A 22312-nucleotide genomic window follows, 5' to 3' on the forward strand; every position below is an offset into this window, starting at 1 on the left:
AATCTGGACGAATTCTGGATTCGTCGATCTGTTTTGCTCCGCCACCAAAGTTGTCGCCGGCCGGCCTTTCCGAGCAAGCATCGGGGGATTCGATCAGAACGACTTGGAGATGGTGAACCCATAGGTGCGCGGATCGCCCGGTTGCCCCACGATCAGCCCGGTCGATCCCGACTGGGTCGCCAGCAGCTCGTAATAATCGTGGTCGAACAGGTTGCGCACCCAGACGAAGGCGTTCCAGCTACCCGGCGCCTTGAACCCGGCACGGACGTTGGACAGGCTATAGCCGTTGATATCGGTATAGGTCGAGCGCGACGGATTGGACGAGAATTTCGAGCGGTAGCTGCCGTCATAGCCCAGATAGAATTGCCCCTCGGTCCCCGCCACGGTCGCGGGCAGGTCATATTCCGCGCCGTAGGAAAAGGCCCAGCGCGACACGCCCGGCAGCCACTGGCCCGAGATGTTGCAATAGGGCAGCGAAGCGCCCGGCGTCCCCGCCGCCGCCGGGGTGCCGACGATCTGGCCATTCACCACCGGCAGTGCGGTACCGCCCGACAGTTCGGGCGGGCACGGCGCATTGGTGAAGCGGGTGTAGCGCGCATCGGTGAAGGCACCATTGGCATAGATGTTGAACCGCTCGGTGGGGCGGAAGGCCGAGTCGATCTCGATCCCGCGTGTCCGCACCCGGCCCGCATTGGCGAGGTATCCGCGCAGGACGTTGACCTGGAGGTTGTTCACCGTCGCCTGATAATCGCCGATCTCGGTCCAGAAGCCCGCGATGTTCACCGTGGCGCGGCGATCGGCGAATTGCGTCTTCAGCCCCAGTTCGAAATGATTGACCTTTTCCGGCTTCACCGTCTGAGTCGCGAGGATCGGGTTGTTTTGCGCATCGAGCGGCAGGCCCGACAAGTTGATCCCGCCCGACTTATAGCTGCGCGCATAGGTGGCGTAATAATGGACGTTGGGGTTGAACTCGTACGCGACGGTCAGATCGCCCGACAGGTTCCAGTTGGTGAAGGACGGCGTGTAGTTCTGCGGCGCCAACACCCCACGCTGGTCGCTGGTCAGGCTGGTCGAGCCTGCGCCATTGGTCACGACCGAGAGATAGGAGCCATCCTTGCGGTCGTAATTCAGCCGCAGCCCCGGCGACACCGACAGGCGGTCGTCGACATGCCAGGTCAATTTGCCGAACAGCGCGGCCGAGGTGTTGGTGAAACCGATCGTATTGCGCGACGTCAGCCCGTTCAGTGTCGCCGGGTTCCGCCCCGCCGCACTGGTCGGGTTGAGCAGGAAGGCGCTTGCCGCCGGACCCTGTACCTGCAGCCCCTGCGTGTCGATCGACTGCCAGAAATAGAAGGCGCCCAGCACATAATCGAGCTTCCGCTTGCCGTTCGACGCGATGCGGAGTTCCTGCGTGACCTGGCTCTGCTGCGACGGATTGGCCGAAACCGTGGTGATCGGCAGGCCGATGAAATCGCGGTCATTGGACGGGTCCCAATGCCAGAAACGCCACGCGGACACGCTGGTCAGCGTCGCCTCCCCCACATCCCAATTGGCGACCAGCGACAGCCCGCCCAGCTCCTGCTTGGCGCGCAGATCGGTATCGACATCGGTCAGCCGGTCGAAGGCATTGGTCGAGGGCACGCTATAGCCCTGCGCCGCCGCCAAGGCCGCATATTGCCGGTTGAGCGGTCGCTGCGTCGCACCGACCCGCGCATAATATTGCACGCAGCAATTGGGGTTCTGCCGCGCGTAATCGCCCGACAGGGTCAGGTCGAGCGTCGGCGTCGCGTGCCAAAGAAACTGGCTGCGTAGCGACAGATTGTCCTGCGAGTTCTGCCATTCCTGCTGGCGGGTGTTGTAAATGGTGCCGCGCCGTGTGGTGATCGAGGTCGACAGCCGCACCGCCACCTTGTCGTCGACCAGCGGGCCGGACACCGACGCCTTGCCCTGGAAGAAGTTGTAATTGCCCGCGCTCAACTCGACTCGCGCCTCGGGCGTGAAGCTGGGCGGACGCGTGATGATGTTGATGGCGCCCGCCGTGGTGTTCTTGCCATAGAGCGTGCCTTGCGGTCCGCGTAGCACCTCGATTCGCTCGGTATCGGTGAAGTCGAACGTCGCCGAGGCGATGCGGCTATAATAGACCTGATCGACATAGATGCCGACGCCCTGCTCGATCCCGTCATTGGTCAGGCCGAAAGGCGCGCCCAGCCCGCGAATATTGGCGGCCGAGTTGCGCGGGTTGGTCGAGTAGAATTGCAGCGTCGGCTGGATCTGGGTCAGCCGATTGACATTATACGTCCCCGTCTCGGCCAGCGCAGTGCCGCCGATCACCGACATGGCGATGGGCACGCTCTGGATCGTCTCGGCCCGACGGCGCGCGGTGACGACGACGTCGCCCCCACCCTGCTGCGCGGTGCCCAGCCGCCCTTCGTCGCGGGCGGTCTGGTTGGTCTGCGGCTCGGCCGTCACATCGACTTGCGGATTGGCGGCAGCGGCCGTCTGGGCGGCCAGGATCAGGGCCAGGGTCAAGGACATGGAAGCTCCCCTTTTTATTTCATCTCCCATTCACACATCGTTTTAGTAGGCATTCAATCCAGCGATGGCTTGGGGTGAGCGAAGATTTGCTTTTCGATCCAAAAAAGCCCTTGAAGCCACATTTTCTTGAACCATATCGGTTCGCGTGCGGTGCCGGGACCGGGCCGCACGGATGGGTCGAACCGCCCCGTGCCGGGGTGAACCGGCCGATCCCGTTTCAATTCGCTTCTGATGGAGGTTTTGACATGCGTATCGATCTGACTCCGTACCGCCGCTCGACCATCGGCTTCGACCGGCTGTTCGATCTGCTGGAGGCCAATTCGCGGGCCAATTCGGCGGAAAACTATCCCCCCTTCAACCTCGAGCGTCTGGCCGACGACCGTTACCGCATCACCCTGGCGGTGGCCGGATTCGCCCGGGACGAAATCGAGATCACCGCGCAGCAAAACATGCTGCTCGTCACCGGCAAGAAGGATGACAAGGCGAATTCGCCCAACTTCCTGCATGTCGGCATCGCCAATCGCTCGTTCGAGCGGCGCTTCGAACTGGCGGACTTCGTGTTCGTCGAGGATGCGCGCCTGAACGATGGCCTGCTCGTCATCGACCTCGTCCGCGAGGTGCCCGAGGCGATGAAGCCCAAGACGATCGCGATCAAGACGGGCCAGCCGCTCGCCGCGGTCGAACATCACGCCGACGACAAGGCCGACGAGGCCAAGGCGGCGTAAACCACTCGACGTCTTTCTCTCCCTGAAGACGTCGCGGGGCGTCCGGGCCGACGGGTCCGGGCGCCTTTTGTTTTTCGGTTGCGCTTGCCCCGCGCTTTTCCAGCCCACCCTCCGTTCAGGCTGAACGGGGGTTGGGCGCGAACAACGAAAACCCCGCCCCCGTCGTCCGGGAGCGGGGTTCCGAAATCAAACCAACCGGCTCTGCTTCACCGCCGCTTCGACGAAGCTGGCGAAGAGCGGATGCGGGTCGAAGGGCTTGGACTTCAATTCCGGGTGGAACTGCACGCCGACGAACCATGGATGGTCGGGCCGCTCGACAATTTCGGGCAGCGTGCCGTCGGGCGACATGCCGCTGAACACCAGGCCGCCTTTTTCCAGCGCGTCCTTATAGCCTGTGTTCACTTCGTAGCGGTGACGGTGACGCTCGGAAATGTCTTCAGACCCATAGATCGACGCCACGACGCTGTTGCCCGCCAGCTTCGCCGGATAGGCGCCCAGTCGCATCGTGCCGCCCAGATCGCCGCTCGCCTCACGCTTCTCCAGGCCGTCACGGCCCATCCATTCGGTGATGAGGCCGACAACCGGCTCCGAGGCCGGGCCGAATTCGGTCGAGGAGGCGTCCGCGATCCCGGCCAGATTCCGTGCGCCCTCGACACAGGCCATCTGCATCCCGAAGCAGATGCCGAAATAGGGCACGCGGCGCTCACGAGCGAAACGGACCGCCTCGATCTTGCCCTGCGCGCCACGTTCACCGAACGCGCCGGGGACCAGGATGGCGTGGCAGGGTTCGAGCTGCTGGGCGATCTCGCTCTCGTCGCCCTCGAACAGTTCGGCGTCGATCCACCGGATATGGACCTTCACCCTATTGGCGATGCCGCCATGGACGAGCGCTTCGTTCAGTGACTTGTACGCGTCCTGCAAGCCGACATATTTGCCGACCACGCCGATCGTCACTTCGCCTTCCGGATTGACCAGTCGATCGACGATCTCGGTCCAGCGCGACAGGTCCGGCGCGCCCTCGGGCTCGATGCCGAAGGCCCGCAGCACTTCCGAATCGAGACCCTCGGCGTGATACTGCAAAGGCACCGCATAGATGCTCTTGGCATCCAGTGCGGGGATGACGGCCGAGGGCGGCACATTGCAGAACAGGCCGATTTTGGCGCGGTCCGATGCGGGCAGCGGATGCTCGCAGCGGCAGACCAGCACGTCGGGCGCAACGCCCAGCGCCGCGATCTCGCGCACCGAATGCTGGGTCGGCTTGGTCTTCAACTCACCGGCCGCCGCGATATAGGGCACCAGCGTGACGTGGATGCTGATCGACTTGCCACGACCCAGCTCGTTCTTGAGCTGGCGGATCGCCTCGATGAAGGGCAGCGATTCGATGTCGCCGACCGTGCCGCCGATCTCGCACAGGATGAAGTCGATCTCTTCACCATTCTCATCGACCGTGTCGGCCCGCGCGAACGCCTTGATCGCGTCGGTGACGTGCGGGATCACCTGGACGGTCGCGCCCAGATAGTCGCCGCGCCGCTCGCGCTCGATGATCGTCTTGTAGATACGGCCCGAGGTGACGTTGTCCGACTGGCGCGAGGACACGCCAGTGAAACGTTCATAGTGACCCAGGTCGAGATCGGTCTCGGCCCCGTCGTCGGTCACATAGACTTCGCCATGCTGATACGGGCTCATCGTGCCCGGATCGACGTTGAGATAGGGATCGAACTTGCGGATGCGCACGCTGTAGCCGCGCGCCTGCAGAAGAGCCGCAAGAGAGGCCGCCATGAGGCCTTTGCCGAGCGACGAAACCACGCCGCCGGTGATGAAGATATACCGCGCCATGGGAAGAATCGCCTAGCTTGGATGGGGGGGATACGACAACAGCAAAGATGCGCGCCGCCGGAAAATGTCGGCGGCACGTTGGCCTAAGCTGCGATGAAAACGAGGATTAGCGGGCGAGCGGGACTGCCGAATTGTCCGCCGGAGCCGGAGCGGCGCCCGAGGGGACCGGGGCGGGCGCGGGCTGGGTGATCGGTGCCTGAGTCGCCGGCGTGCGGGCCAGTGAGGTGTCGATCGCGGGCGCGCCGCGCGTAGCGGCCATGACCGCCAGCAGGATCGAGAAGCCGACGAACGCCGTGGCCAACACCGCCGTCGCACGGCTGAGGAAGTCCGCTGCGCCCCGCGCCGACATCAGCCCCGACGGGCTGCCGCCCATGCCCAGACCGCCGCCTTCCGACCGCTGCATGAGGATCACCGTGACCAGAGTCGCGGCGATGATGGCGTGGATGACAAGCAGAAATGCGAACATGAGGCGCGTATGATCCCGAGTGAGGGGTGTGCGAAAGCGCGCACATAGGCGACGTGCGGGGCGGGATCAACCATGTGGCGGATCGGCATCTCATTCCGTGCCGAACGCGCTTCAGGGAATTCCGAAGAAATCCGCTGACTTAAGTTGTTCACCTCGTTGGAACAGGAGTGAAACCACCGCCGATAAAGGGCGTTATGACTTCGAAACAACGTCCGGCAAAGCCCGGCTCAGCCATTGGAATCGCCATCGTGTCCAATCCGCACGACCCGCAGTCGCTGTTCGCCTGGATGAGCGCTCTTGTCGATTATGTCCGGTCGGGCGAGCCCGATCTGACCAATCGACAAATGGCTTTGTTGCTTGTCGTCTATCTGCGTCCCGGCCCCCATACGGTGCGCGGTCTGGCCCGTGCCTTGAACGTCTCGAAACCGGTCGTCACCCGCGCCTTGAATAGATTAGGAACGCTGGGCTATCTGCGCCGTCAACGCGATGATAGCGACAAGCGTAACATCTTTGTCGCCAGGACACCTGAAGGGGCGGACTTTCTTGAAGAATTCGGACATTTCATCGGCGCCGGCGACGCCCCCGGCCTCCAGCGAGCCAGCGCGTAAGAGCTTCGCGCTTCAGGGGCGGACCGTCGGGCTGGACCCGCGCACCCATGCGGTTCGCCCCGATCTTGCCGATGTCCGGCTCGCTGAATACGTATTCGCGCCGCATTATGCCGCCCCCTTGCCCTATAGAACCAATGCGCCGGTGACGCTTCGCGAGGGGCGTCCCATCGGCAGCGCCGTGCTGGCCGCGCTTCGGTCCGGCGAGACGTTCGAGGTGCTGGAGTTGGCGGGAGGCAACGCCTGGGGCATCGCGCCGAATCTCGGGCTGGTCGGCTATTGCGATGCGGGGTTGTTGGAGCGGGTGCAGTGACGAAGACGGTCTTCATCGACGGCGGCGCGGGCACCACGGGGCTGGAGATCGTCGACCGGCTGGCGGGTCGCGCCGACCTTTCGATCCTGACCCTGCCCGATGATCGCCGCAAGGATGCCGAGGCCCGGCGTGAGGCGATCAACGACGCCGATTTCGTCATTCTCTGCCTGCCCGACGATGCCGCGCGCGAGGCGGTGTCGCTGATCGCCAATGACCGGACACGGGTGGTCGACGCCTCGACCGCGCACCGCACCGCCGAGGGTTGGGTCTATGGCTTTGCCGAGCTGAACCCGGAGCAGGAAGAGCGGATTGCCGAAGCGCGCTTCGTTTCCAATCCGGGCTGCTACCCCACCGGCTTCCTGGCGCTCGTCCGTCCGATGGTACGGGCCGGGATCATTCCGGCCGAGTTTCCGGTGACGGTCAACGCCGCCTCCGGCTATTCGGGCGGCGGCAAGGCGATGATCGCCGAATATGAAAGCGCGACCCACCGCGCCTTCCGCCCCTATGGCCTCTCTCTCGCGCACAAACATGCACCCGAGATGCAGCGCCATTCGGGCCTGAGCCATGCGCCGATCTTCGCGCCGTCCGTGGTCGATACCTATCGCGGCATGGTTGTGGAAGTCCCCCTGCCCCTCTACGCGCTGCCCGGTGCTCCGTCGCTCGACAAAGTCGCGCACGTGCTGGCCGAGGCCTATGCCAACAGCCGCATTGTGCGTTTTTCGCCGGATGCCGTAGCGGCGGTGAATATCGAGGAAAATGCAGGTTCCGACCGGATGACCTTGCGCGTCTGCGGCAATGCCGCCACGGGTCAGGCGCGACTGATCGCCACGCTCGACAATCTGGGCAAGGGTGCCGGGGGTGCGGCGGTCCAGAATTTGAACATCATGGCCGGGCTCGATCCGACCGCCGGCCTCGTGCTCTAAGGAGACGTCATGACGCGCAATCCCGTTGGCAAGCTGCTGCTGTTCGGCGCGACCGGCGACCTGTCGCAGCGGATGCTGCTGCCCTCGCTGTTCAACCTCCATTCGGACGGGCTGCTGCCCGATGGGCTGACGATCACCGGCACCGCGCGGTCCGATCATGACGATGCCAGCTTCCGCGAGTTTGCGGCCAAGGCGCTCGACACCTTCCTGCCCGACGACCGCAAGGACGCCGACACGATCAAGAGCTTCCTCGAACGGCTGCAGTATCAGTCGCTCGACGCCTCCTCGATGGACGGCTTCCCGGCGCTGGCGGAGAAGGTCGGCGATGTGTCGAACGGCCTCGCCATCTATCTGTCGACCGCGCCCAGCCTGTTCGAGTCGACCATCAAGGGCCTCGAATCGGTCGGTCTGGCGGGCGAGACGGTACGCATCGGCCTGGAAAAGCCGCTCGGCTACGATCTCGCTTCGTCCAAGGAGATCAACGACGCGGTCGCCTTCGGCTTCCCGGAGGAGCGCACCTTCCGCATCGACCATTATCTCGGCAAGGAAACCGTCCAGAACATCCTGGCGCTGCGTTTCGGCAATTTCTTCTTCGAGCCGATCTGGAACGCGCACGGCATCGACAATGTGCAGATCACCATTGCCGAGACGGTCGGGCTGGAGGATCGCGCGGGCTATTACGAGGGCGCGGGCGCGCTGCGCGACATGGTGCAGAACCATATCCTGCAACTCCTCGCGCTTATCGCGATGGAGCCGCCGGCCCGCTATGACGGCACCGCGATCCGTGACGAGAAGGCCAAGGTCTTCCGCTCGCTGCGCCTGATGACGCCCGAGGAAGTACCCAACAACACCGTGACCGGCCAGTATTCGGACGGCGCGGTCGGCGGCAAGATCGTCGGCTCCTATGCCGATGAGCTGGGCAAGCCGTCCAAGACCGAGACCTTCGTCGCGATCAAGGCGCATGTCGACAATTGGCGCTGGCAGGGCGTGCCCTTCTATCTGCGCACCGGCAAGCGCATGGCCGCGCGCCGTTCGGAAATCGCCATCCAGTTCAAGCCGGTACCGCATTCGATGTTCGCCGGGCGCGGCGGCCTACTCCAGCCGAATACGCTCGTCATCCGCTTGCAGCCGGAGGAATATATCCAGCTGCTGGTGATGGCGAAGGAGCCGGGTCTGGACCGCGACGGCATCCGCCTGCGCGAAGTGCCCCTGAACCTGTCGCTCGACGCGGAGTTCGCCGGCACGCGCCGCCGCATCGCCTATGAGCGGCTGCTACTCGACCTGATCGAGGGCGACCAGACGCTGTTCGTCCGCCGCGACGAGGTGGAGGCGCAGTGGACCTGGATCGACGCGATCCGCGCCGGCTGGGACGCCAATGACGTCAAGCCCAAGCACTATCCGAGCGGCAGCTGGGGGCCGTCCTCCGCCATCGCGCTGACCGAGCGCGACGGCGTGCACTGGCAGGACGACTGACCGCCGTCGCTTTCCGATCGTGAGGGCAAAGACATCGGCGCAATATGGCCCGCCTGCGCGGCGGGTCCTATCTTGCGCCCCGAATATCTAGGACACAGGAACCATGACCGACGAAATCGAATGGTGGGATTATGAAGACACCACCGAAATGGCGAACGCGCTGGCGGGCGACATCCAGTTCATTATCGAAAGCGCGATCGAGGCACGCGGCGCGGCGGTGATCGCGCTTTCGGGCGGCAAGACGCCGATCCCGGTCTATGAGAAGCTGGCCCAGGCCAAGCTCGACTGGAAGCGCGTGACCATCGTCCCCGCCGACGAGCGTATCGTGCCGCTGGGCGATCCGCTGTCCAACGTGACCATGATCGGCAAGATCTTCCTGCCCAAGGGCGCACGCGTGCTGCCGATCGTGCCGCAGGCGACGCAGGACTATAAGGCGGCGGGTCGTTCGGCCGATGCGCTGATGCAGGAACTTCACTGGCCGCTCGACCTCGTCCTGCTGGGCATGGGCGCGGACGGGCACACCGCCTCGATCTTCCCCGGCCCCGACTATGACGAAGCGCTCAACGGTCCCAAGGAGCGCCGCGCGCTGGGCCTGATGCCAGAGCCCCTGCCGCCCGAGGCGCCCGTCGCGCGCGTGACGCTCAGCCGCGCAGGCATCGTCTCGGCGCGCTCGATCATGTTCGCCATTTCGGGTCCGGCCAAGAAGAAGGTGCTGGAGGACGCGATCAAGGAAGGCGCTTCCTCGCCCTATCCGGTGGGCCGCGTGCTGGCCGAGGTCGAACTGCCGATCGACATCCACTGGAGCGAGCAATGAGCCTGAACGCCGCCGTTTCCGCCGTCACCGACCGGGTCATCGAACGCTCCCGGCCGGGCCGTCAGGCCTATCTCGACCTGATCGCACACGAAGCCGAGACGGCGGTGCGCCGCCCCAATCTGGGCTGTGCCAACCTCGCCCATGCCTATGCCGGGACCGAGGAAGACCGCGACGCCATGAAGGCAGATCGCGGCATGAATATCGGCATCGTGTCGGCCTATAACGACATGCTGTCGGCGCACGCCGTCTATTACCGCTACCCCGAGCTGATGAAGGTCTGGGCGCGCGAGGTCGGCGCGACGGCGCAGGTGGCGGGCGGCGTGCCCGCCATGTGCGACGGCGTGACGCAGGGCTATGCCGGCATGGAGCTGTCGCTGTTCAGCCGCGACACCATCGCGCTGTCGACGGCGGTGGCGCTGTCCCACGGCACGTTCGAGGGTGCCGCGCTGCTCGGCATCTGCGACAAGATCGTGCCCGGCCTGCTGATGGGCGCGCTGCGCTTCGGTCATCTGCCGATGATCTTGGTCCCCGGCGGCCCCATGCCAACCGGCCTGCCCAACAAGCAGAAAGCCGCGGTGCGCGAAGCCTATGCCGAGGGCAAGGCGGGGCGCGAGGAACTGCTCGACGCGGAGATCGCAGCCTATCATTCCAAGGGCACCTGCACCTTCTACGGCACTGCCAACACCAACCAGATGATGATGGAGGTGATGGGGCTGCACATGCCGGGCGCCGCCTTCGTCAATCCGGGCACCAAGCTGCGCCAGGAACTCAGTCGCGCCGCCGTCCATCGGCTCGCGGCCATCGGCCAGCGGGGCGACGATTATCGGCCGCTGGGGCGCTGCGTCGATGAAAAGGCGATCGTCAACGCAGCGGTCGGCCTGCTCGCGACCGGCGGTTCGACCAATCACCTGATCCATCTGCCCGCCATCGCGCGCGCGGCTGGGATCATCATCGACTGGGAGGATATGGATCGCCTCTCGGCCGCCGTACCGCTGATCGCACGGGTCTATCCCAACGGCTCGGCCGATGTGAACGGGTTCGAGGCGGCAGGGGGCATGCCCTATGTCATCCGTGAACTGCTGTCCGCTGGACTGCTCCACCGCGACATCATGACGGTCGCGGGCAAGGACCTGTCCGATTACGGCCAGACGGCGGTGATCGAAGGCGACAAACTCGCCTGGACCCCGGTCGGCGACAGCGGTGACGAGACGATCCTGCGCCCCGCCGCCGCGCCCTTCTCGCCCGATGGCGGCATGCGCATCCTGTCGGGCAATCTCGGCCGTGCCTGCATCAAGGTATCGGCGGTCGAGCGCGAGCGCTGGGTCATCGAGGCCCCTGCCCGCGTCTTCTCCGATCAGTCGGAAGTGCAGGCCGCGTTCAAGGCGGGCGAGCTGGAACGCGACGTCGTCGTCGTGGTCCGCTTCCAGGGGCCAAAGGCGAACGGCATGCCCGAGCTGCACAAACTGACTCCGCCGCTTGGCGTGCTTCAGAACCGGGGCTTCAAGGTCGCGCTCGTCACCGATGGCCGTATGTCGGGTGCGAGCGGCAAGGTGCCCTGCGCCATCCATCTCAGCCCCGAGGCGATCGGTGGCGGGGCGATCGGCCTGATCCGCGATGGCGATATCGTGCGGCTCGACGCGGTGGAGGGCACGCTCGACGCTTTGGTCGATCCGGCGGAATGGGCGTCGCGCGAGCTGGCCGAGACGCCCGCCCCCATCCAAGGCATGGGCCGCGAGCTGTTCGCGCTGTTCCGCCAGGCCGCCGACGAAGCCGAGAAGGGCGCATCGCCCATTCTCGCTGGCGCTGGCCTGTAAAAGACTAAGGGGGAGAGGATCATGGAAATCGTAGCCGTCGATATCGGAGGCACGCATGCGCGCTTCGCGATCGCCGAGGTCGAGAATGGCCGGGTGGTGAAGCTGGGCGAACCGTGCACGCAGAAGACCGCCGAACATGCCTCGCTCCAGACCGCATGGCAGGCGTTCGAGGCGCATGTCGGCCGTCCGCTGCCCAAGGCCGCCTCGCTCGCCATCGCCTCGCCGATCACCGGCGACGTGATCCGCATGACCAACAATCCCTGGGTCATCCGCCCCTCGCTGATCCCTGAGCGGCTGGGCGCGGACGTCTATACGGTCATCAACGATTTCGGCGCGGTCGGCCATGCCGTCGCGCAAGTGCCGGAGGAGGACTTCCTCCATATCTGCGGCCCCGAGGAGCCGATGCCCGAACAGGGCGTCGTCACCGTCTGCGGTCCGGGCACCGGCCTGGGCGTCGCGCAGGTGCTGATGACGCCGCAGCGTTATCATGTCATCGAGACCGAGGGCGGGCATATGGATTATGCCCCGCTCGACGGGATCGAGGACGCGATCCTCAAACGGCTGCGCCGGACCTATACCCGCGTCTCGTGCGAGCGCATCTGCTCCGGCCCCGGCATCATCGCGATCTACGAGACGCTCGCCTCGCTGGAAGGGCGCGCGGTGCCCAGCCGCGACGACCGCGAAATCTGGACCGAGGCGCTGGAGGGCACCGACTCGATCGCGCTCGCCGCGCTTGATCGCTTCTGCCTGGCGCTCGGCGCCGTGGCGGGCGACTTCGCGTTGGCGCAGGGGGCCAAGACCGTCGTGATCGCGGGCGGCCTCGGCTACCGCATCAAGGACAAGCTGCTGCGCTCGGGCTTCGACCAGCGCTTCGTCGCCAAGGGGCGGTTCCAGTCGCTGATGGCACGCATCCCCGTCAAGCTCATCACCCATCCCCAGCCCGGCCTGTTCGGCGCGGCCGCGGCCTTTGCCCAGGAGCATTCATGACCGACATCGCCACCATCATGCGCACCAGCGCGGTCATCCCCGTGCTGGTCATCGACGACGCCGCCACCGCCAAGCCGCTGGCCGAGGCGCTGGTCGCGGGCGGCCTGAAGGTGCTGGAGGTGACGCTGCGCACCCCCGCCGCGCTGGAGGCGATGGCCGAAATGAAGAAGGTTCCCGGCGCGATCGTCGGCGCCGGCACCGTCGTCAACGAACAGCAGTTGCGCGACGTGGCCGATGCGGGCGCGGAGTTCATCGTCTCGCCGGGCCTGACCGATCGCCTGGGCGCGGCGGTGATCGACAGCGGCATCCCCTATCTGCCCGGCATCGCCAATGCGGGGGACATCATGCGCGGGCTGGACCTGGGCCTGACCCATTTCAAGTTTTTCCCGGCCGAGACGAGCGGTGGCCTGAAGGCGCTGAAGGCGTTGGCGGCGCCTTTCTATCAGGCGCGCTTCTGCCCGACCGGCGGCATCACCGAGGCGAGCGCGCCCGACTGGCTGGCCTTCGATCGCGTGCTGTGCGTCGGTGGTAGCTGGGTGACCGGCGGATCGATGGCCGATGTGGAGGCAAAGGCCCGTGCGGCGGCTGCTCTGCGCGGGTAATCCCAAATCCTCCCCGGCTCGGGGGGGTGGCAGTCCGAAGGACTGACGGAGGGGGGCCAGCCACATAGGACTTCTATTGTGGCACTCCCCCTCCACCACCGCTTCGCGGCGGTCCCCCTCCCCGTACCGGGGAGGATCAGCTTTGTACCGCCTCTAACAACCACTGGCGAAACGCCCGCATCGCCAGCCCTTCCTTCCGTGACAGCAACCGCGTCAGCCAGTAGCGGCCCGCATCGATCTCCAGCGCAAAGGGCTGGACCAGTTGCTCCGCCGCCAGCTCGCGCAGGAACATCACACGCGGGGCCAGCGCGATGCCCAGCCCCGCCATCGCCGCGCCCGCCATCAAGGCCGAGCTGTCGAACATCGGCCCACGCAAGGCGGGCGGCGCAACTCCAGCCGCATCGAACCATCGTTCCCATTCGCTGACACGATAGGACCGCAGCAGCCTTTCGCGCGCCAAATCCTCGGGGCGGCCTAAACCTCCTGCTCTCCCGGCCGAGCACAACGGCGTCAGCGGGGCGGGCTGCAGAGGCTCGGCGTGCGTGCCATGCCACGCCCCGTCACCAAAGCGGATGGCGTAATCGAGCCCCTCCCCGGCCAGATCGACCCGGTTGTTGTTGATCGACACGCGGACATCGATGTGCGGATGGGTCGCCGCGAAATCGTCGAGCCGCTCGAGCAGCCATCCGGTCGCAAAGGTCCCCACCACCCCCAGTCCCAGCGCATATTGGAAGCGCCCGTCGGCAAACCGATCGAGCGTCGCGCCGATCCGGTCGAACGTCTGGGCCAGTACCGGGACCAGCGCATGGCCGTCATCGGTCAGCGCCAAGCCACGCGGAAGCCGGTGGAACAGCCGCGCGCCAAGCCGCTTTTCCAAGGCCGCGACCTGATGGCTGACCGCCCCCTGACTGACGCAAAGTTCGATCGCGGCGCGGGTGAAGTTCAGATGCCGTGCCGCTGCCTCGAAAGCGCGCAAGGCATTAAGGGGAAGCTGGGCGCGGTCCATGTCTTATCATGAATTCTACTCATGGGTCTGTCGAGCGAAGATGCTTTGTGCCGCGTGTCGAAGCAATCCATCATGCCGGGCAAGGAGACACCCCATGCTCGCCAGACCGACCCTGCTCTCGCTGATGGCCATCGCCGCCGCGCCTGCCATGCCCCAGGCATCCGATCCCCTGACCAGACCGATCGTCACTGAGCATACGGCCGAATGGCTGGCACCGCGTCCGCCGATGAGGGTCTTCGGCTCGACCTATCTGGTCGGCTTTGGCGGGCTGAACGTCGCGCTGATCGATACCGGCAAGGGCCTGATCCTGATCGACGGCGCCCTGCCGCAAGCGGCTCCTGCCATCCTCGCCAATGTCCGCAGGCTGGGTTTCGCGCCTCGGGACATCAAATATATTCTGAGCACCGAGCCGCATTTCGATCATGCGGGCGGGATCGCGGCGCTGGCCCGGGATACCGGCGCGACGGTCGTCGCCGGTCCGCGCGGGGCCGAAGCGCTGCGCACCGGCCGGCTGGCCGCCGACGATCCGCAGCGTGGTTATGACAGCCGCTTTCCCGCTGTGCCCATGGTGAAGGTCATCCGCGACGGCGAGCGGCTGGCGCTGGGCAACACCGTCATCACCGCGCGTGCGACGCCGGGCCATACCGTGGGCAGCATGAGCTGGAGCTGGCGCGCCTGCGAAGGTCAGCGTTGCAAGGCCATCGTCTTTGCCGCGAGCCTGAACCCGGTGTCGACCGACGACTATCGCTTTTCCGCCCCGTCCCACAAAGCCGTCGTGGCCGCCTTTGCGCGTGGTCAGGCGGCGATGCGCGCTCTGCCCTGCGACATATTGATCACCGCCCATGCCGATCAGGACGGCGCTACCGAACGCTATCTGACCAAGCCGGGAGCGTGCCGCGCCTATGCCCTGTCGTCGCAGCGCAAACTCGCCGAACGGATCAACAGCGAGGCGCGCTGAACCTCACATTTCTCCTCGCTGGCGGCGGATTGCATACCATTTCTGCACATTGGCGTTATGTTCGGCCAGCGTGTCCGCAAAGACATGGCCGCCCGATCCGTCCGCCACGAAATACAGCGCCTTGCTGTCCGCCGGGTCCAGCACCGCGTCGATCGAGGCGCGGCCCGGATTGGCGATCGGCCCGACCGGCAGGCCGGGGCTGGCATAGGTGTTGTAGCCGTTCTTGGCGTGCAACTCGGAGCGCAGGATGCGGCGGCCGAGTGGACGGCCTTTGGTGATCGGGTAGATCACGGTCGGATCAGCCTGGAGCGGCATCCCGATGCGCAGGCGGTTGCCATAGACCGCCGCGACCGTCCGCCGTTCGGAGGGCTTGCCCGTCTCCTTCTCGACGATGGAGGCGAGGATGATCGCCTCCTGCGGCGTCTTGACCGCGATGCCGGGCTTCCGGTTCGACCAGGCCTTGGCGAGGTAATCCTTCATCGCCTTCTGCATCCGCGCGACCACCGAGGCGCGGGTATCACCCTTTTGATAGGCATAGCTGTCGGGCAGGACCGATCCCTCCGCAGGCACGGGCACATCGCCGGTCAGCCCGTCCGCGCGCATCAGCGCATCATGGACGAGAACCGACGGATAGCCCTCCGGCACCGGCACCAGCCGCTGGCGGACCTTGCCCTCCTGCAGCAGCGCCAGCACATCGGACGCGCTGGCCTGTTCGGGGATCGCATATTCGCCCGCCTTGATCGCACCGCCGTCGCCGAACAGTCGGGCGTAAAGGCGGAAGCGGCTGGCCGAGCGGATCGCACCCGCCTTTTGCAATTCGTTGGCGGCGCGGGCGAGGCTGGCGCCCTCCGGTACCACTACCGCCAGCGGCTTGTCCGCCGGGCCGCTGCCCGCCCAGTCATGCGCGACCCAGGCGAAGACGGCGATGCCGATCAGCCCCAGCAGCAACCCGATACAGCCGACCTTGCGCATATCTCACCCGGTTTTCGACAAGGGCGCACAGGCCCGGACATAGAACAACCCCGGCGATGATCCGGGTCCGCTTGCTCGTCCGCCCGATGACGCGAGCCGAACCATTTTGCAACCGGACCCGAACATCGCCGGGGTTGGAATCTTATTTGGGGCCGTGCCAGGCCCCACGCTCCGTTCGCACCGATCGAAGTCAAGGTGCACGCCCTGAGCTCCGCCCAGGTCCTTTGGCCTTCGAATATGGTCAGGCGGAACGGAGGTTCGGGTCCGAACTCGTCAGATCGCCTTCATCACCAGCGAGGCATTGGTGCCGCCGAAGCCGAACGAGTTGTTCAGCACCGCCTTCACCTCCCGTTTCTTGGCGGTGTGTGGAACCAGATCGACGCCCTCGGTGCCCTCATCCGGATTATCGAGGTTCAGCGTCGGCGGCACGATCTGGTCGCGCAGCGCGAGGATGCAGAAGATGCTCTCGACCGCGCCAGCGCCGCCAAGCAGATGGCCGATCGCGGACTTGGTGCTCGACATCGACGCACCCGACAGGTCGTCGCCGAACACGCGCTTCGCCGCCGCCAGCTCGATCGTGTCGGCCATGGTCGAGGTACCATGGGCGTTGATGTAATCGATGTCCGACGGCTCCATGCCCGCCTTGCGCAGCGCCATGCGCATCGCGTTCTCGGCACCCTTGCCCTCGGGATGCGGCGCGGTGACGTGATAGGCGTCGCCCGACAGGCCATAGCCGACGACCTCGGCATAGATCTTCGCGCCGCGCGCCTTGGCGTGCTCATATTCCTCGAGCACGACCACGCCCGCGCCCTCGCCCATCACGAATCCATCGCGACCCTTGTCATAGGGACGGCTCGCCTCGGTCGGACGGTCGTTCATGCTCATGTTGAGCGCGCGTGCCTGGGCGAAGCCCGCCACGCCGAGCGGGTTGATCGTGCTTTCCGCACCCCCGGCCAGCATGATGTCGGCATCGTCGTCGCGGATCATCCGCGCCGCGTCGCCGATCGAATGCGCGCCGGTCGAGCAAGCGGTGACGACCGCATGGTTCGGTCCCATCAGGCCGTATTTGATGCTGACCTGACCCGAGATCAGGTTGATCAGGCGGCCATGGACGAAGTGCGGGCTGACACGGCCGGGGCCGCGCTCATGCAGGTTCACCGATTCGATCTCGATGCCCGGCAGGCCGCCGATGCCCGAGCCGATCGACACGCCCGCGCGCAGCTTGGTCGCCTCATCCATCTCGGTCAGACCGGCGTCTTCCAGCGCCTGACCGGCGGCGTCGATGCCATAGACGATGAAGGGATCGACCTGACGCTGGACCTTGTGGTCGACGCGCTTGTCGGGGTCGAAGCCGTATTCATGGTCCTTGGGCTTCACCTCGCATGCGATGGTGCATTTCTGCCCCGTGGTATCAAACCGCGTGATCGGACCGGCGCCGGACTTGCCAGCGATCAGATTGGCCCAGGCGGTTTCCACATCCGCGCCCAACGGCGTGACAAGACCCAGTCCGGTGACGACGACGCGCCGCATAACTACACTCCACTCCAAAACGAAACGGCTCCCCGCCCGCTATGTCGGGGTCGGGGAGCCGCTTTCAACCTAGCCTTGGCGGCCCATTCGACCCGCATGATCTGCGAGCCGGACGGACCCCGGAATCAGGCCTTGTTCTCGTCGATATAGGTGATCGCGTCCTTGACGGTCGTGATCTTCTCGGCGGCATCGTCCGGGATCTCGACGCCGAACTCTTCCTCGAACGCCATGACGAGCTCGACGATGTCGAGGCTGTCGGCACCGAGGTCGTCGATGAAGCTCGCGTCCTCGGTCACCTTGTCGGCTTCGACGCCGAGATGCTCGACGACGATCTTCTTCACGCGGTCGGCGGTCTCGCTCATGGTAATCCCTTCTCGTAATTCATCGGGGGTTGATACTTGCTGAACGCACGTAGAACGCGCGCCCATGTCTGGCAAGCCCGTCCAGCGACGGACTTGGGCCAGGATAAGGTCATTCGTGGCAATTATGCCTTTTATAGCATCGCCATGCCGCCATTGACGTGCAGCGTCTGGCCCGTCACGTAGCCCGCTTCCTTCGACGCCAGGTACACGACCGCCGCGCCGATATCCTCGCCCTTGCCCAGATCGCCTGCCGGAATTTTGCTGAGCAAGGCGGCTTTCTGTGCGTCGGGCAGCACGTCGGTCATTGCCGAGCGCATGAAGCCCGGTGCTACGCAGTTGACGGTGACGTTGCGGCTGGCCAATTCCTGCGCCACGGCCTTTGACATGCCGACGATCCCGGCCTTGGACGCGGCATAATTGGCCTGGCCCGGATTACCCGTCGCGCCGACGATCGAGGTGATCGAGATGATGCGGCCAAAGCGTGCCTTCATCATCGGCTTGGCGGCGGCGCGGATCAGGCGGAAGGTCGCCTCCAGGTTGACGCTGATGACCTGGTCCCACTCCTCGTCCTTCATCCGCATGGTCAGGTTGTCGCGGGTGACGCCCGCATTGTTGACCAGAATGTCGAGCTTGCCGCCCAGTGCCTCCACCGCCTGCGGGATCAGCGCATCGACGGCGGCCGGATCGGAGAGGTTGCACGGCACCGCGACATGATCGCCGCCGAGTTCGGCGCGGAACGCCTCCAGCTTGTCGATATTGGAGCCCGAGAGCGCCAGCTTGGCGCCCTGCGCGGCCAGCGCCTTCGCGACCGCCGAGCCAAGCCCCCCGGACGCGCCGGTCACGAGGGCGGTCATTCCTGTCAGGTCGAACATGGTTATTCTCCGATTCTATGGTTCACGCGAAGACGCGATGGGCGTGTAGTCGTTGACGATGCGGCGAAGCCCTTCCTTCAAGGTAGCACCGCCGAAATTGATCAGCAGCCCCAAGGGCCGCTTTGTCAGGCGCAGATAGGTAAGCAGTTGCTTGGCATGAGCGGCGTTCAGCCGCTCAACCGATTTGATTTCAAGAAGGAGCTGCCCCTCGACCAGCAGGTCGATCCGAAAGGCAGCATCGAACCGCAATCCATCGAAGCTGAAATCGACGGGACATTGGCGTTCCACCCGATAGCCCATGGCGCCCGGCTTGGCCGCCAGGATCGTCTCATAGACGCTCTCCAGCAGGCCCGGACCGAGCTCACGGTGAAGGCGCAAGGAAAGATCGATTGCATCGAACGCTATCGTTTCAATGTCTTTCATCTTCGCGTCCTCGCGCCTTCGCGTGAGCAAATTACAGGGTCTTTAGAAGCCCTTCGATGTCATCCATGGTCACGACACTGACCGCATTGGTGTCGGGTGCAATGCGCTTGACCATCGGGCCGAGCACCTTGCCGCCGAACTCGACGAAGTTCGACACGCCCGCATCCTGCATCGCCAGCACCGATTCGCGCCAGCGGACCATGCCCGTCACCTGCGCCACCAGCAGCGCGCGGATCGCGCCCGGATCGGCGACTGCGGCCGCCTCGACATTGGCGTAGACCGGCACCAGCGGCGCGCCGATCGTCGCGTCGGCCAGCGCCGCGTCCATCGCCTCGGCCGCAGGCTGCATCAACGGGCAATGGAAGGGCGCCGAGACGGGCAGCAGCACTGCGCGCTTGGCTCCCAGATCCTTGGCCAGCGCCACCGCCTTCTCGATCGCCACCCGGTGGCCGGAGATCACGACCTGACTCGGGTCATTGTCATTGGCGACGGTGCAGACCAGTTCCTCGCCACCCTCGGCCAGGATCGCATCGACCGCCGCGCCCGCGATGGTCTTGGCCTTTTCCAGGTCGGCACCGAGCAGCGCGGCCATCGCCCCCTCGCCCACCGGCACCGCCGCCTGCATCGCCCGGCCGCGCAGCTTCAACAGGCGCGCCGTGGTCGGCAGATCGATCGCATCGGCGGCGCACAGCGCGGTATATTCCCCCAGCGAATGGCCCGCGACGAAATCGGCCTTTTCCGACAGGCGGACGCCACCTTCCTTCTCCAACACGCGCAGGGTCGCGATGGCGTTCGCCATGATCGCGGGCTGCGCATTCTCGGTCAGGGTCAGCTCGTCGGCGGGGCCTTCGACCATCAGGCGATAGAGATGCTGGCCCAGCGCCTCGTCGACCTCCTGGAACACCTCGCGAGCGACGGGACTCGCCTCGGCCAGCGCCTTGCCCATGCCGACGGCCTGGCTGCCCTGGCCCGGAAAGATGAATGCACGCATGTTGGTTCTGCCATCAAACAGTAATAGGATGGCCCGCGCGGTAGAAAGGTCGCCCGCCGCTGGCAAGTGCACGCCCCCTTCCCCGCTTGCCCTTTTGACCGCAATCCGCTATGAGCCAGCGCACCATTGGGCGGGAAGCACCTGCTTCACCCGCCCTCATGCCATTTTGGCGTGACGGTATTGAAGTATGGAAGACAGCCGGAGGGGCGCACCACATGGGGTGGGCGTCAGCGATCGGCCAACATAAGGTAAGCTGCATGGCTCTTTACGAGCACGTGTTCCTTGCGCGCCAGGATCTGGCACAGGCGCAGGTGGACGCGCTGGCGGAAGCCGCCACGAAGATCGTCGAGGACAATCAGGGCAAGGTCGTGAAGACCGAGACCTGGGGCCTGCGTTCGCTGGCGTACAAGATCGCCAAGAACCGCAAGGCGCATTACGTCATGCTCGAAATCGACGCGCCCGCGGGCGTGGTCGCCGAGTTGGAGCGCCAGACCCAGATCAACGAAGACGTGATCCGCTACATGACCGTCAAGGTGGACGGCCATGAAGAAGGTCCGTCGGTGATGATGCGCAAGCAGGAGCGCGACCGCGAGCGTCGTGCCGATCGTGGCGAACGCCCCGACCGCGCTGACCGCCCCCGTCGTGATCGTGAAGAGGAAGCCGCATAATGGCCCGCCCGTTTTTCCGTCGCCGCAAGAGCTGCCCCTTCTCCGCGAAGGACGCGCCCCGGATCGACTATAAGGACGTCCGTCTGCTCCAGGGCTTCGTGTCCGAGCGCGGCAAGATCGTGCCTTCGCGCATCACCAGCGTGTCGGCCAAAAAGCAGCGCGAACTGGCCCAGGCCATCAAGCGCGCCCGTCACCTGGGCCTCCTGCCCTACGTCGTGAAGTAAGGAGTCCTATAAGATGGACGTTATTCTGCTTGAGCGCGTCGAAAAGCTCGGCGCCATCGGCGACGTGGTCACGGTGAAGGACGGCTTCGCCCGTAACTTCCTGCTGCCGCGCAAGAAGGCGCTGCGCGCCAACGAAGCCAACAAGAAGGTGTTCGAGGCCAACCGCGCCCGCATCGAGGCCGAGAACGCGAACCGTCGCGCCGAGGCCGAGGTCGAATCGAAGACCTTCGACAACGCCACCGTCACCCTGATCCGTCAGGCGTCGAACGTCGGCCAGCTGTACGGCTCGGTCGCGGTGCGTGACCTGGTCGAGGCGCTGGTCGCCGACGGCCACAAGGTCAACAAGAGCCAGATCGTGCTCGACCGCCCGATCAAGGCGATCGGCGTGTACGACGTGCGCGTCGCGCTTCACCCGGAAGTGGCCGTGACCGTCAAGGTCAATGTCGCCCGCTCGCCCGAAGAAGCCGAGATGCAGGCGCAGGGCGTCGACGTCATGGCCTCGATGTTCGAGCGTGACGAAGCCGGCTTCACCGAGGATTACGATCCCAACGCCGAACCGGGCGCCACCGCCGAGGTTCAGCCGGAGCAGGAAGAAGCGCAGGGCTAATTCCCCGCTTCGCCCTGTCGCCAAAAAGAAAGGGCCGTCCGGCATAACCGGGCGGCCCTTTTTTGCGTCTTGGGAGACGGCAATTCAGGCACCCCGCAAGGGGGCGCGCTTATCTCAGGGACAGGTCACGCACGCGCTGACCACGGCAGCCAGCGGGATGAGGGCGAAGATGATGGCCATGACATGCTTCATGATCGTGACTGCCTACCTGTCCAATGGCCAATAAATACACGGCCAAGTGCAAAAGTTTCGTTACGGTGAACGCCGAAACCGAAAAATCTCAACTCATCGCCCTATGGGATCGGTTCGTCGCTACCGCAAGGGTTAAGCCGGCCTGCGTTAAGCAGAATCTGCACCAAGCGGTGACTTTTTTGGCATTCCGATGCAATCACAACCGATCACCAGCCGGCAACGCCCGCCGAGTGATGCCTGGAACGCCGGATACGCAACGCCCCCGAGACGCGAGATCGCGTTCGCCCGCTTCGATTCGCTCCCTGCTCGGCTTCCATGGTTCACCGGCATCGCTTTTCGTGAAAGCCCCGCAGTTACTTCCGCCGGGTCCCATCGCAAACGCGCACCGATAGCCTCTCCCGGACCATCACATCC

The 22312-nt window shown here is 65.2% G+C and carries 23 protein-coding genes; 13 read left to right on the forward strand and 10 right to left on the reverse strand.

The features are described from left to right. Positions 1 to 93 precede the first annotated feature (93 nt). Positions 94 to 2535 carry a TonB-dependent receptor gene (locus GGR45_RS08830; protein WP_175311304.1) on the reverse strand — a complete coding sequence of 814 codons (2442 nt, stop codon included), beginning with the start codon at positions 2533 to 2535 and terminating at the stop codon, positions 94 to 96. A 245-nt stretch (positions 2536 to 2780) separates the two neighbouring features. On the opposite strand from GGR45_RS08830, the gene GGR45_RS08835 reads away from it, so the two are divergent. Then, entirely contained in the window at positions 2781 to 3260 is a 480-nt protein-coding gene (locus GGR45_RS08835) for an Hsp20 family protein (RefSeq protein ID WP_175311305.1), read from the forward strand. 186 nt (positions 3261 to 3446) lie between these two features. On the opposite strand, the gene pyrG is transcribed toward GGR45_RS08835, so the two are convergent. Together pyrG and secG are read right to left on the reverse strand one after the other, a co-directional pair. Continuing rightward, positions 3447 to 5096, reverse strand: coding sequence for a CTP synthase (gene pyrG, locus GGR45_RS08840; protein WP_175311306.1), 1650 nt, complete (start codon positions 5094 to 5096; stop codon positions 3447 to 3449). 106 nt (positions 5097 to 5202) lie between these two features. Next, positions 5203 to 5562: a preprotein translocase subunit SecG gene (gene secG / locus GGR45_RS08845; RefSeq protein WP_175311307.1), complete on the reverse strand. Its 360-nt coding sequence runs from the start codon at positions 5560 to 5562 to the stop codon at positions 5203 to 5205. Between the two features lie 287 nt (positions 5563 to 5849). Between secG and GGR45_RS08850 the strand changes: the two genes are divergently transcribed. The 8 genes from GGR45_RS08850 to eda all read left to right on the forward strand — a co-directional run bounded on the left by GGR45_RS08850 (position 5850) and on the right by eda (position 13093). Beyond that, the gene (locus tag GGR45_RS08850) at positions 5850 to 6170 is read left to right on the forward strand and encodes a MarR family transcriptional regulator (protein ID WP_175311482.1); all 321 of its coding nucleotides are present in this window, start codon (positions 5850 to 5852) and stop codon (positions 6168 to 6170) included. Next, a complete protein-coding gene (locus GGR45_RS08855; protein ID WP_336621459.1) occupies positions 6106 to 6480 on the forward strand; it encodes an SH3 domain-containing protein in 375 nt (124 codons plus the stop codon). The genes GGR45_RS08850 and GGR45_RS08855 overlap by 65 nt, the downstream gene beginning before the upstream one ends. Then, the gene (gene argC / locus GGR45_RS08860) at positions 6477 to 7403 is read left to right on the forward strand and encodes an N-acetyl-gamma-glutamyl-phosphate reductase (protein WP_175311308.1); all 927 of its coding nucleotides are present in this window, start codon (positions 6477 to 6479) and stop codon (positions 7401 to 7403) included. Before GGR45_RS08855 ends, argC begins: the two co-directional genes overlap by 4 nt. A 9-nt stretch (positions 7404 to 7412) precedes the next feature. Continuing rightward, positions 7413 to 8876, forward strand: a complete 1464-nt coding sequence (zwf, locus tag GGR45_RS08865) for a glucose-6-phosphate dehydrogenase (RefSeq protein WP_175311309.1) — start codon at positions 7413 to 7415, stop codon at positions 8874 to 8876. Between the two features lie 103 nt (positions 8877 to 8979). Then, positions 8980 to 9690 carry a 6-phosphogluconolactonase gene (gene pgl, locus GGR45_RS08870; RefSeq protein ID WP_175311310.1) on the forward strand — a complete coding sequence of 237 codons (711 nt, stop codon included), beginning with the start codon at positions 8980 to 8982 and terminating at the stop codon, positions 9688 to 9690. Then, positions 9687 to 11504, forward strand: a complete 1818-nt coding sequence (gene edd, locus GGR45_RS08875) for a phosphogluconate dehydratase (protein ID WP_175311311.1) — start codon at positions 9687 to 9689, stop codon at positions 11502 to 11504. The genes pgl and edd overlap by 4 nt, the downstream gene beginning before the upstream one ends. 21 nt (positions 11505 to 11525) lie before the next feature. Further along, on the forward strand, positions 11526 to 12491 hold the full coding sequence (gene glk, locus GGR45_RS08880) for a glucokinase (RefSeq protein ID WP_175311312.1): 966 nt from the start codon (positions 11526 to 11528) through the stop codon (positions 12489 to 12491). Next, positions 12488 to 13093, forward strand: a complete 606-nt coding sequence (gene eda, locus GGR45_RS08885) for a bifunctional 4-hydroxy-2-oxoglutarate aldolase/2-dehydro-3-deoxy-phosphogluconate aldolase (protein ID WP_058744040.1) — start codon at positions 12488 to 12490, stop codon at positions 13091 to 13093. Before glk ends, eda begins: the two co-directional genes overlap by 4 nt. A 136-nt stretch (positions 13094 to 13229) precedes the next feature. On the opposite strand, the gene GGR45_RS08890 is transcribed toward eda, so the two are convergent. Continuing rightward, positions 13230 to 14099, reverse strand: a complete 870-nt coding sequence (locus GGR45_RS08890) for a LysR family transcriptional regulator (protein WP_175311313.1) — start codon at positions 14097 to 14099, stop codon at positions 13230 to 13232. 94 nt (positions 14100 to 14193) lie between these two features. Here GGR45_RS08890 and bla point away from each other — a divergent pair, with 94 nt between their 5' ends. Continuing rightward, positions 14194 to 15057 (forward strand): subclass B3 metallo-beta-lactamase, encoded by an 864-nt coding sequence (gene bla, locus GGR45_RS08895; RefSeq protein WP_175311314.1) that lies wholly within the window; start codon positions 14194 to 14196, stop codon positions 15055 to 15057. Positions 15058 to 15060: 3 nt separating this feature from the next. Here bla and mltG read toward each other — a convergent pair whose 3' ends face one another. From mltG to fabD, 6 genes are all read right to left on the reverse strand, one after another. Further along, positions 15061 to 16029: an endolytic transglycosylase MltG gene (gene mltG, locus GGR45_RS08900; protein WP_175311315.1), complete on the reverse strand. Its 969-nt coding sequence runs from the start codon at positions 16027 to 16029 to the stop codon at positions 15061 to 15063. A 273-nt stretch (positions 16030 to 16302) separates the two neighbouring features. Continuing rightward, complete coding sequence (gene fabF / locus GGR45_RS08905; RefSeq protein WP_175311316.1) at positions 16303 to 17559, reverse strand: beta-ketoacyl-ACP synthase II; 1257 nt, start codon at positions 17557 to 17559, stop codon at positions 16303 to 16305. Between the two features lie 125 nt (positions 17560 to 17684). Continuing rightward, a complete protein-coding gene (locus GGR45_RS08910; protein WP_007403554.1) occupies positions 17685 to 17921 on the reverse strand; it encodes an acyl carrier protein in 237 nt (78 codons plus the stop codon). 131 nt (positions 17922 to 18052) lie between these two features. Continuing rightward, positions 18053 to 18793 carry a 3-oxoacyl-[acyl-carrier-protein] reductase gene (gene fabG, locus GGR45_RS08915; RefSeq protein ID WP_175311317.1) on the reverse strand — a complete coding sequence of 247 codons (741 nt, stop codon included), beginning with the start codon at positions 18791 to 18793 and terminating at the stop codon, positions 18053 to 18055. Positions 18794 to 18808: 15 nt separating this feature from the next. Further along, the gene (locus GGR45_RS08920) at positions 18809 to 19216 is read right to left on the reverse strand and encodes a GxxExxY protein (protein ID WP_175311318.1); all 408 of its coding nucleotides are present in this window, start codon (positions 19214 to 19216) and stop codon (positions 18809 to 18811) included. 31 nt (positions 19217 to 19247) lie between these two features. Then, positions 19248 to 20207 (reverse strand): ACP S-malonyltransferase, encoded by a 960-nt coding sequence (gene fabD / locus GGR45_RS08925; RefSeq protein WP_175311319.1) that lies wholly within the window; start codon positions 20205 to 20207, stop codon positions 19248 to 19250. 257 nt (positions 20208 to 20464) lie between these two features. On the opposite strand from fabD, the gene rpsF reads away from it, so the two are divergent. Genes rpsF through rplI form a run of 3 tightly spaced genes read left to right on the forward strand, consistent with a single transcriptional unit; the run spans position 20465 to position 21706 of the window. Then, entirely contained in the window at positions 20465 to 20875 is a 411-nt protein-coding gene (gene rpsF, locus GGR45_RS08930; protein WP_037567458.1) for a 30S ribosomal protein S6, read from the forward strand. Beyond that, positions 20875 to 21099 carry a 30S ribosomal protein S18 gene (gene rpsR / locus GGR45_RS08935; protein WP_007403456.1) on the forward strand — a complete coding sequence of 75 codons (225 nt, stop codon included), beginning with the start codon at positions 20875 to 20877 and terminating at the stop codon, positions 21097 to 21099. The genes rpsF and rpsR overlap by 1 nt, the downstream gene beginning before the upstream one ends. Positions 21100 to 21112: 13 nt before the next feature. Beyond that, the gene (gene rplI, locus GGR45_RS08940; protein ID WP_175311320.1) at positions 21113 to 21706 is read left to right on the forward strand and encodes a 50S ribosomal protein L9; all 594 of its coding nucleotides are present in this window, start codon (positions 21113 to 21115) and stop codon (positions 21704 to 21706) included. The last annotated feature ends 606 nt before the right edge of the window (positions 21707 to 22312 follow it).

This window comes from Sphingomonas zeae (assembly GCF_014197135.1).
Lineage (GTDB): Bacteria > Pseudomonadota > Alphaproteobacteria > Sphingomonadales > Sphingomonadaceae > Sphingomonas > Sphingomonas zeae.

Bases quoted from the DNA above. Each gene is read 5' to 3' on its own strand.
- bla (WP_175311314.1), top strand. From the start codon at position 14,194: ATGCTCGCCAGACCGACCCTGCTCTCGCTGATGGCCATCGCCGCCGCG.
- edd (WP_175311311.1), top strand. From the start codon at position 9,687: ATGAGCCTGAACGCCGCCGTTTCCGCCGTCACCGACCGGGTCATCGAA.
- pyrG (WP_175311306.1), bottom strand. From the start codon at position 5,096: ATGGCGCGGTATATCTTCATCACCGGCGGCGTGGTTTCGTCGCTCGGC.
- glk (WP_175311312.1), top strand. From the start codon at position 11,526: ATGGAAATCGTAGCCGTCGATATCGGAGGCACGCATGCGCGCTTCGCG.
- GGR45_RS08830 (WP_175311304.1), bottom strand. From the start codon at position 2,535: ATGTCCTTGACCCTGGCCCTGATCCTGGCCGCCCAGACGGCCGCTGCC.
- GGR45_RS08890 (WP_175311313.1), bottom strand. From the start codon at position 14,099: ATGGACCGCGCCCAGCTTCCCCTTAATGCCTTGCGCGCTTTCGAGGCA.
- fabG (WP_175311317.1), bottom strand. From the start codon at position 18,793: ATGTTCGACCTGACAGGAATGACCGCCCTCGTGACCGGCGCGTCCGGG.
- zwf (WP_175311309.1), top strand. From the start codon at position 7,413: ATGACGCGCAATCCCGTTGGCAAGCTGCTGCTGTTCGGCGCGACCGGC.
- GGR45_RS08835 (WP_175311305.1), top strand. From the start codon at position 2,781: ATGCGTATCGATCTGACTCCGTACCGCCGCTCGACCATCGGCTTCGAC.
- pgl (WP_175311310.1), top strand. From the start codon at position 8,980: ATGACCGACGAAATCGAATGGTGGGATTATGAAGACACCACCGAAATG.
- mltG (WP_175311315.1), bottom strand. From the start codon at position 16,029: ATGCGCAAGGTCGGCTGTATCGGGTTGCTGCTGGGGCTGATCGGCATC.
- fabF (WP_175311316.1), bottom strand. From the start codon at position 17,559: ATGCGGCGCGTCGTCGTCACCGGACTGGGTCTTGTCACGCCGTTGGGC.
- rplI (WP_175311320.1), top strand. From the start codon at position 21,113: ATGGACGTTATTCTGCTTGAGCGCGTCGAAAAGCTCGGCGCCATCGGC.
- rpsF (WP_037567458.1), top strand. From the start codon at position 20,465: ATGGCTCTTTACGAGCACGTGTTCCTTGCGCGCCAGGATCTGGCACAG.
- GGR45_RS08910 (WP_007403554.1), bottom strand. From the start codon at position 17,921: ATGAGCGAGACCGCCGACCGCGTGAAGAAGATCGTCGTCGAGCATCTC.
- fabD (WP_175311319.1), bottom strand. From the start codon at position 20,207: ATGCGTGCATTCATCTTTCCGGGCCAGGGCAGCCAGGCCGTCGGCATG.
- eda (WP_058744040.1), top strand. From the start codon at position 12,488: ATGACCGACATCGCCACCATCATGCGCACCAGCGCGGTCATCCCCGTG.
- GGR45_RS08920 (WP_175311318.1), bottom strand. From the start codon at position 19,216: ATGAAAGACATTGAAACGATAGCGTTCGATGCAATCGATCTTTCCTTG.
- rpsR (WP_007403456.1), top strand. From the start codon at position 20,875: ATGGCCCGCCCGTTTTTCCGTCGCCGCAAGAGCTGCCCCTTCTCCGCG.
- GGR45_RS08850 (WP_175311482.1), top strand. From the start codon at position 5,850: ATGAGCGCTCTTGTCGATTATGTCCGGTCGGGCGAGCCCGATCTGACC.
- secG (WP_175311307.1), bottom strand. From the start codon at position 5,562: ATGTTCGCATTTCTGCTTGTCATCCACGCCATCATCGCCGCGACTCTG.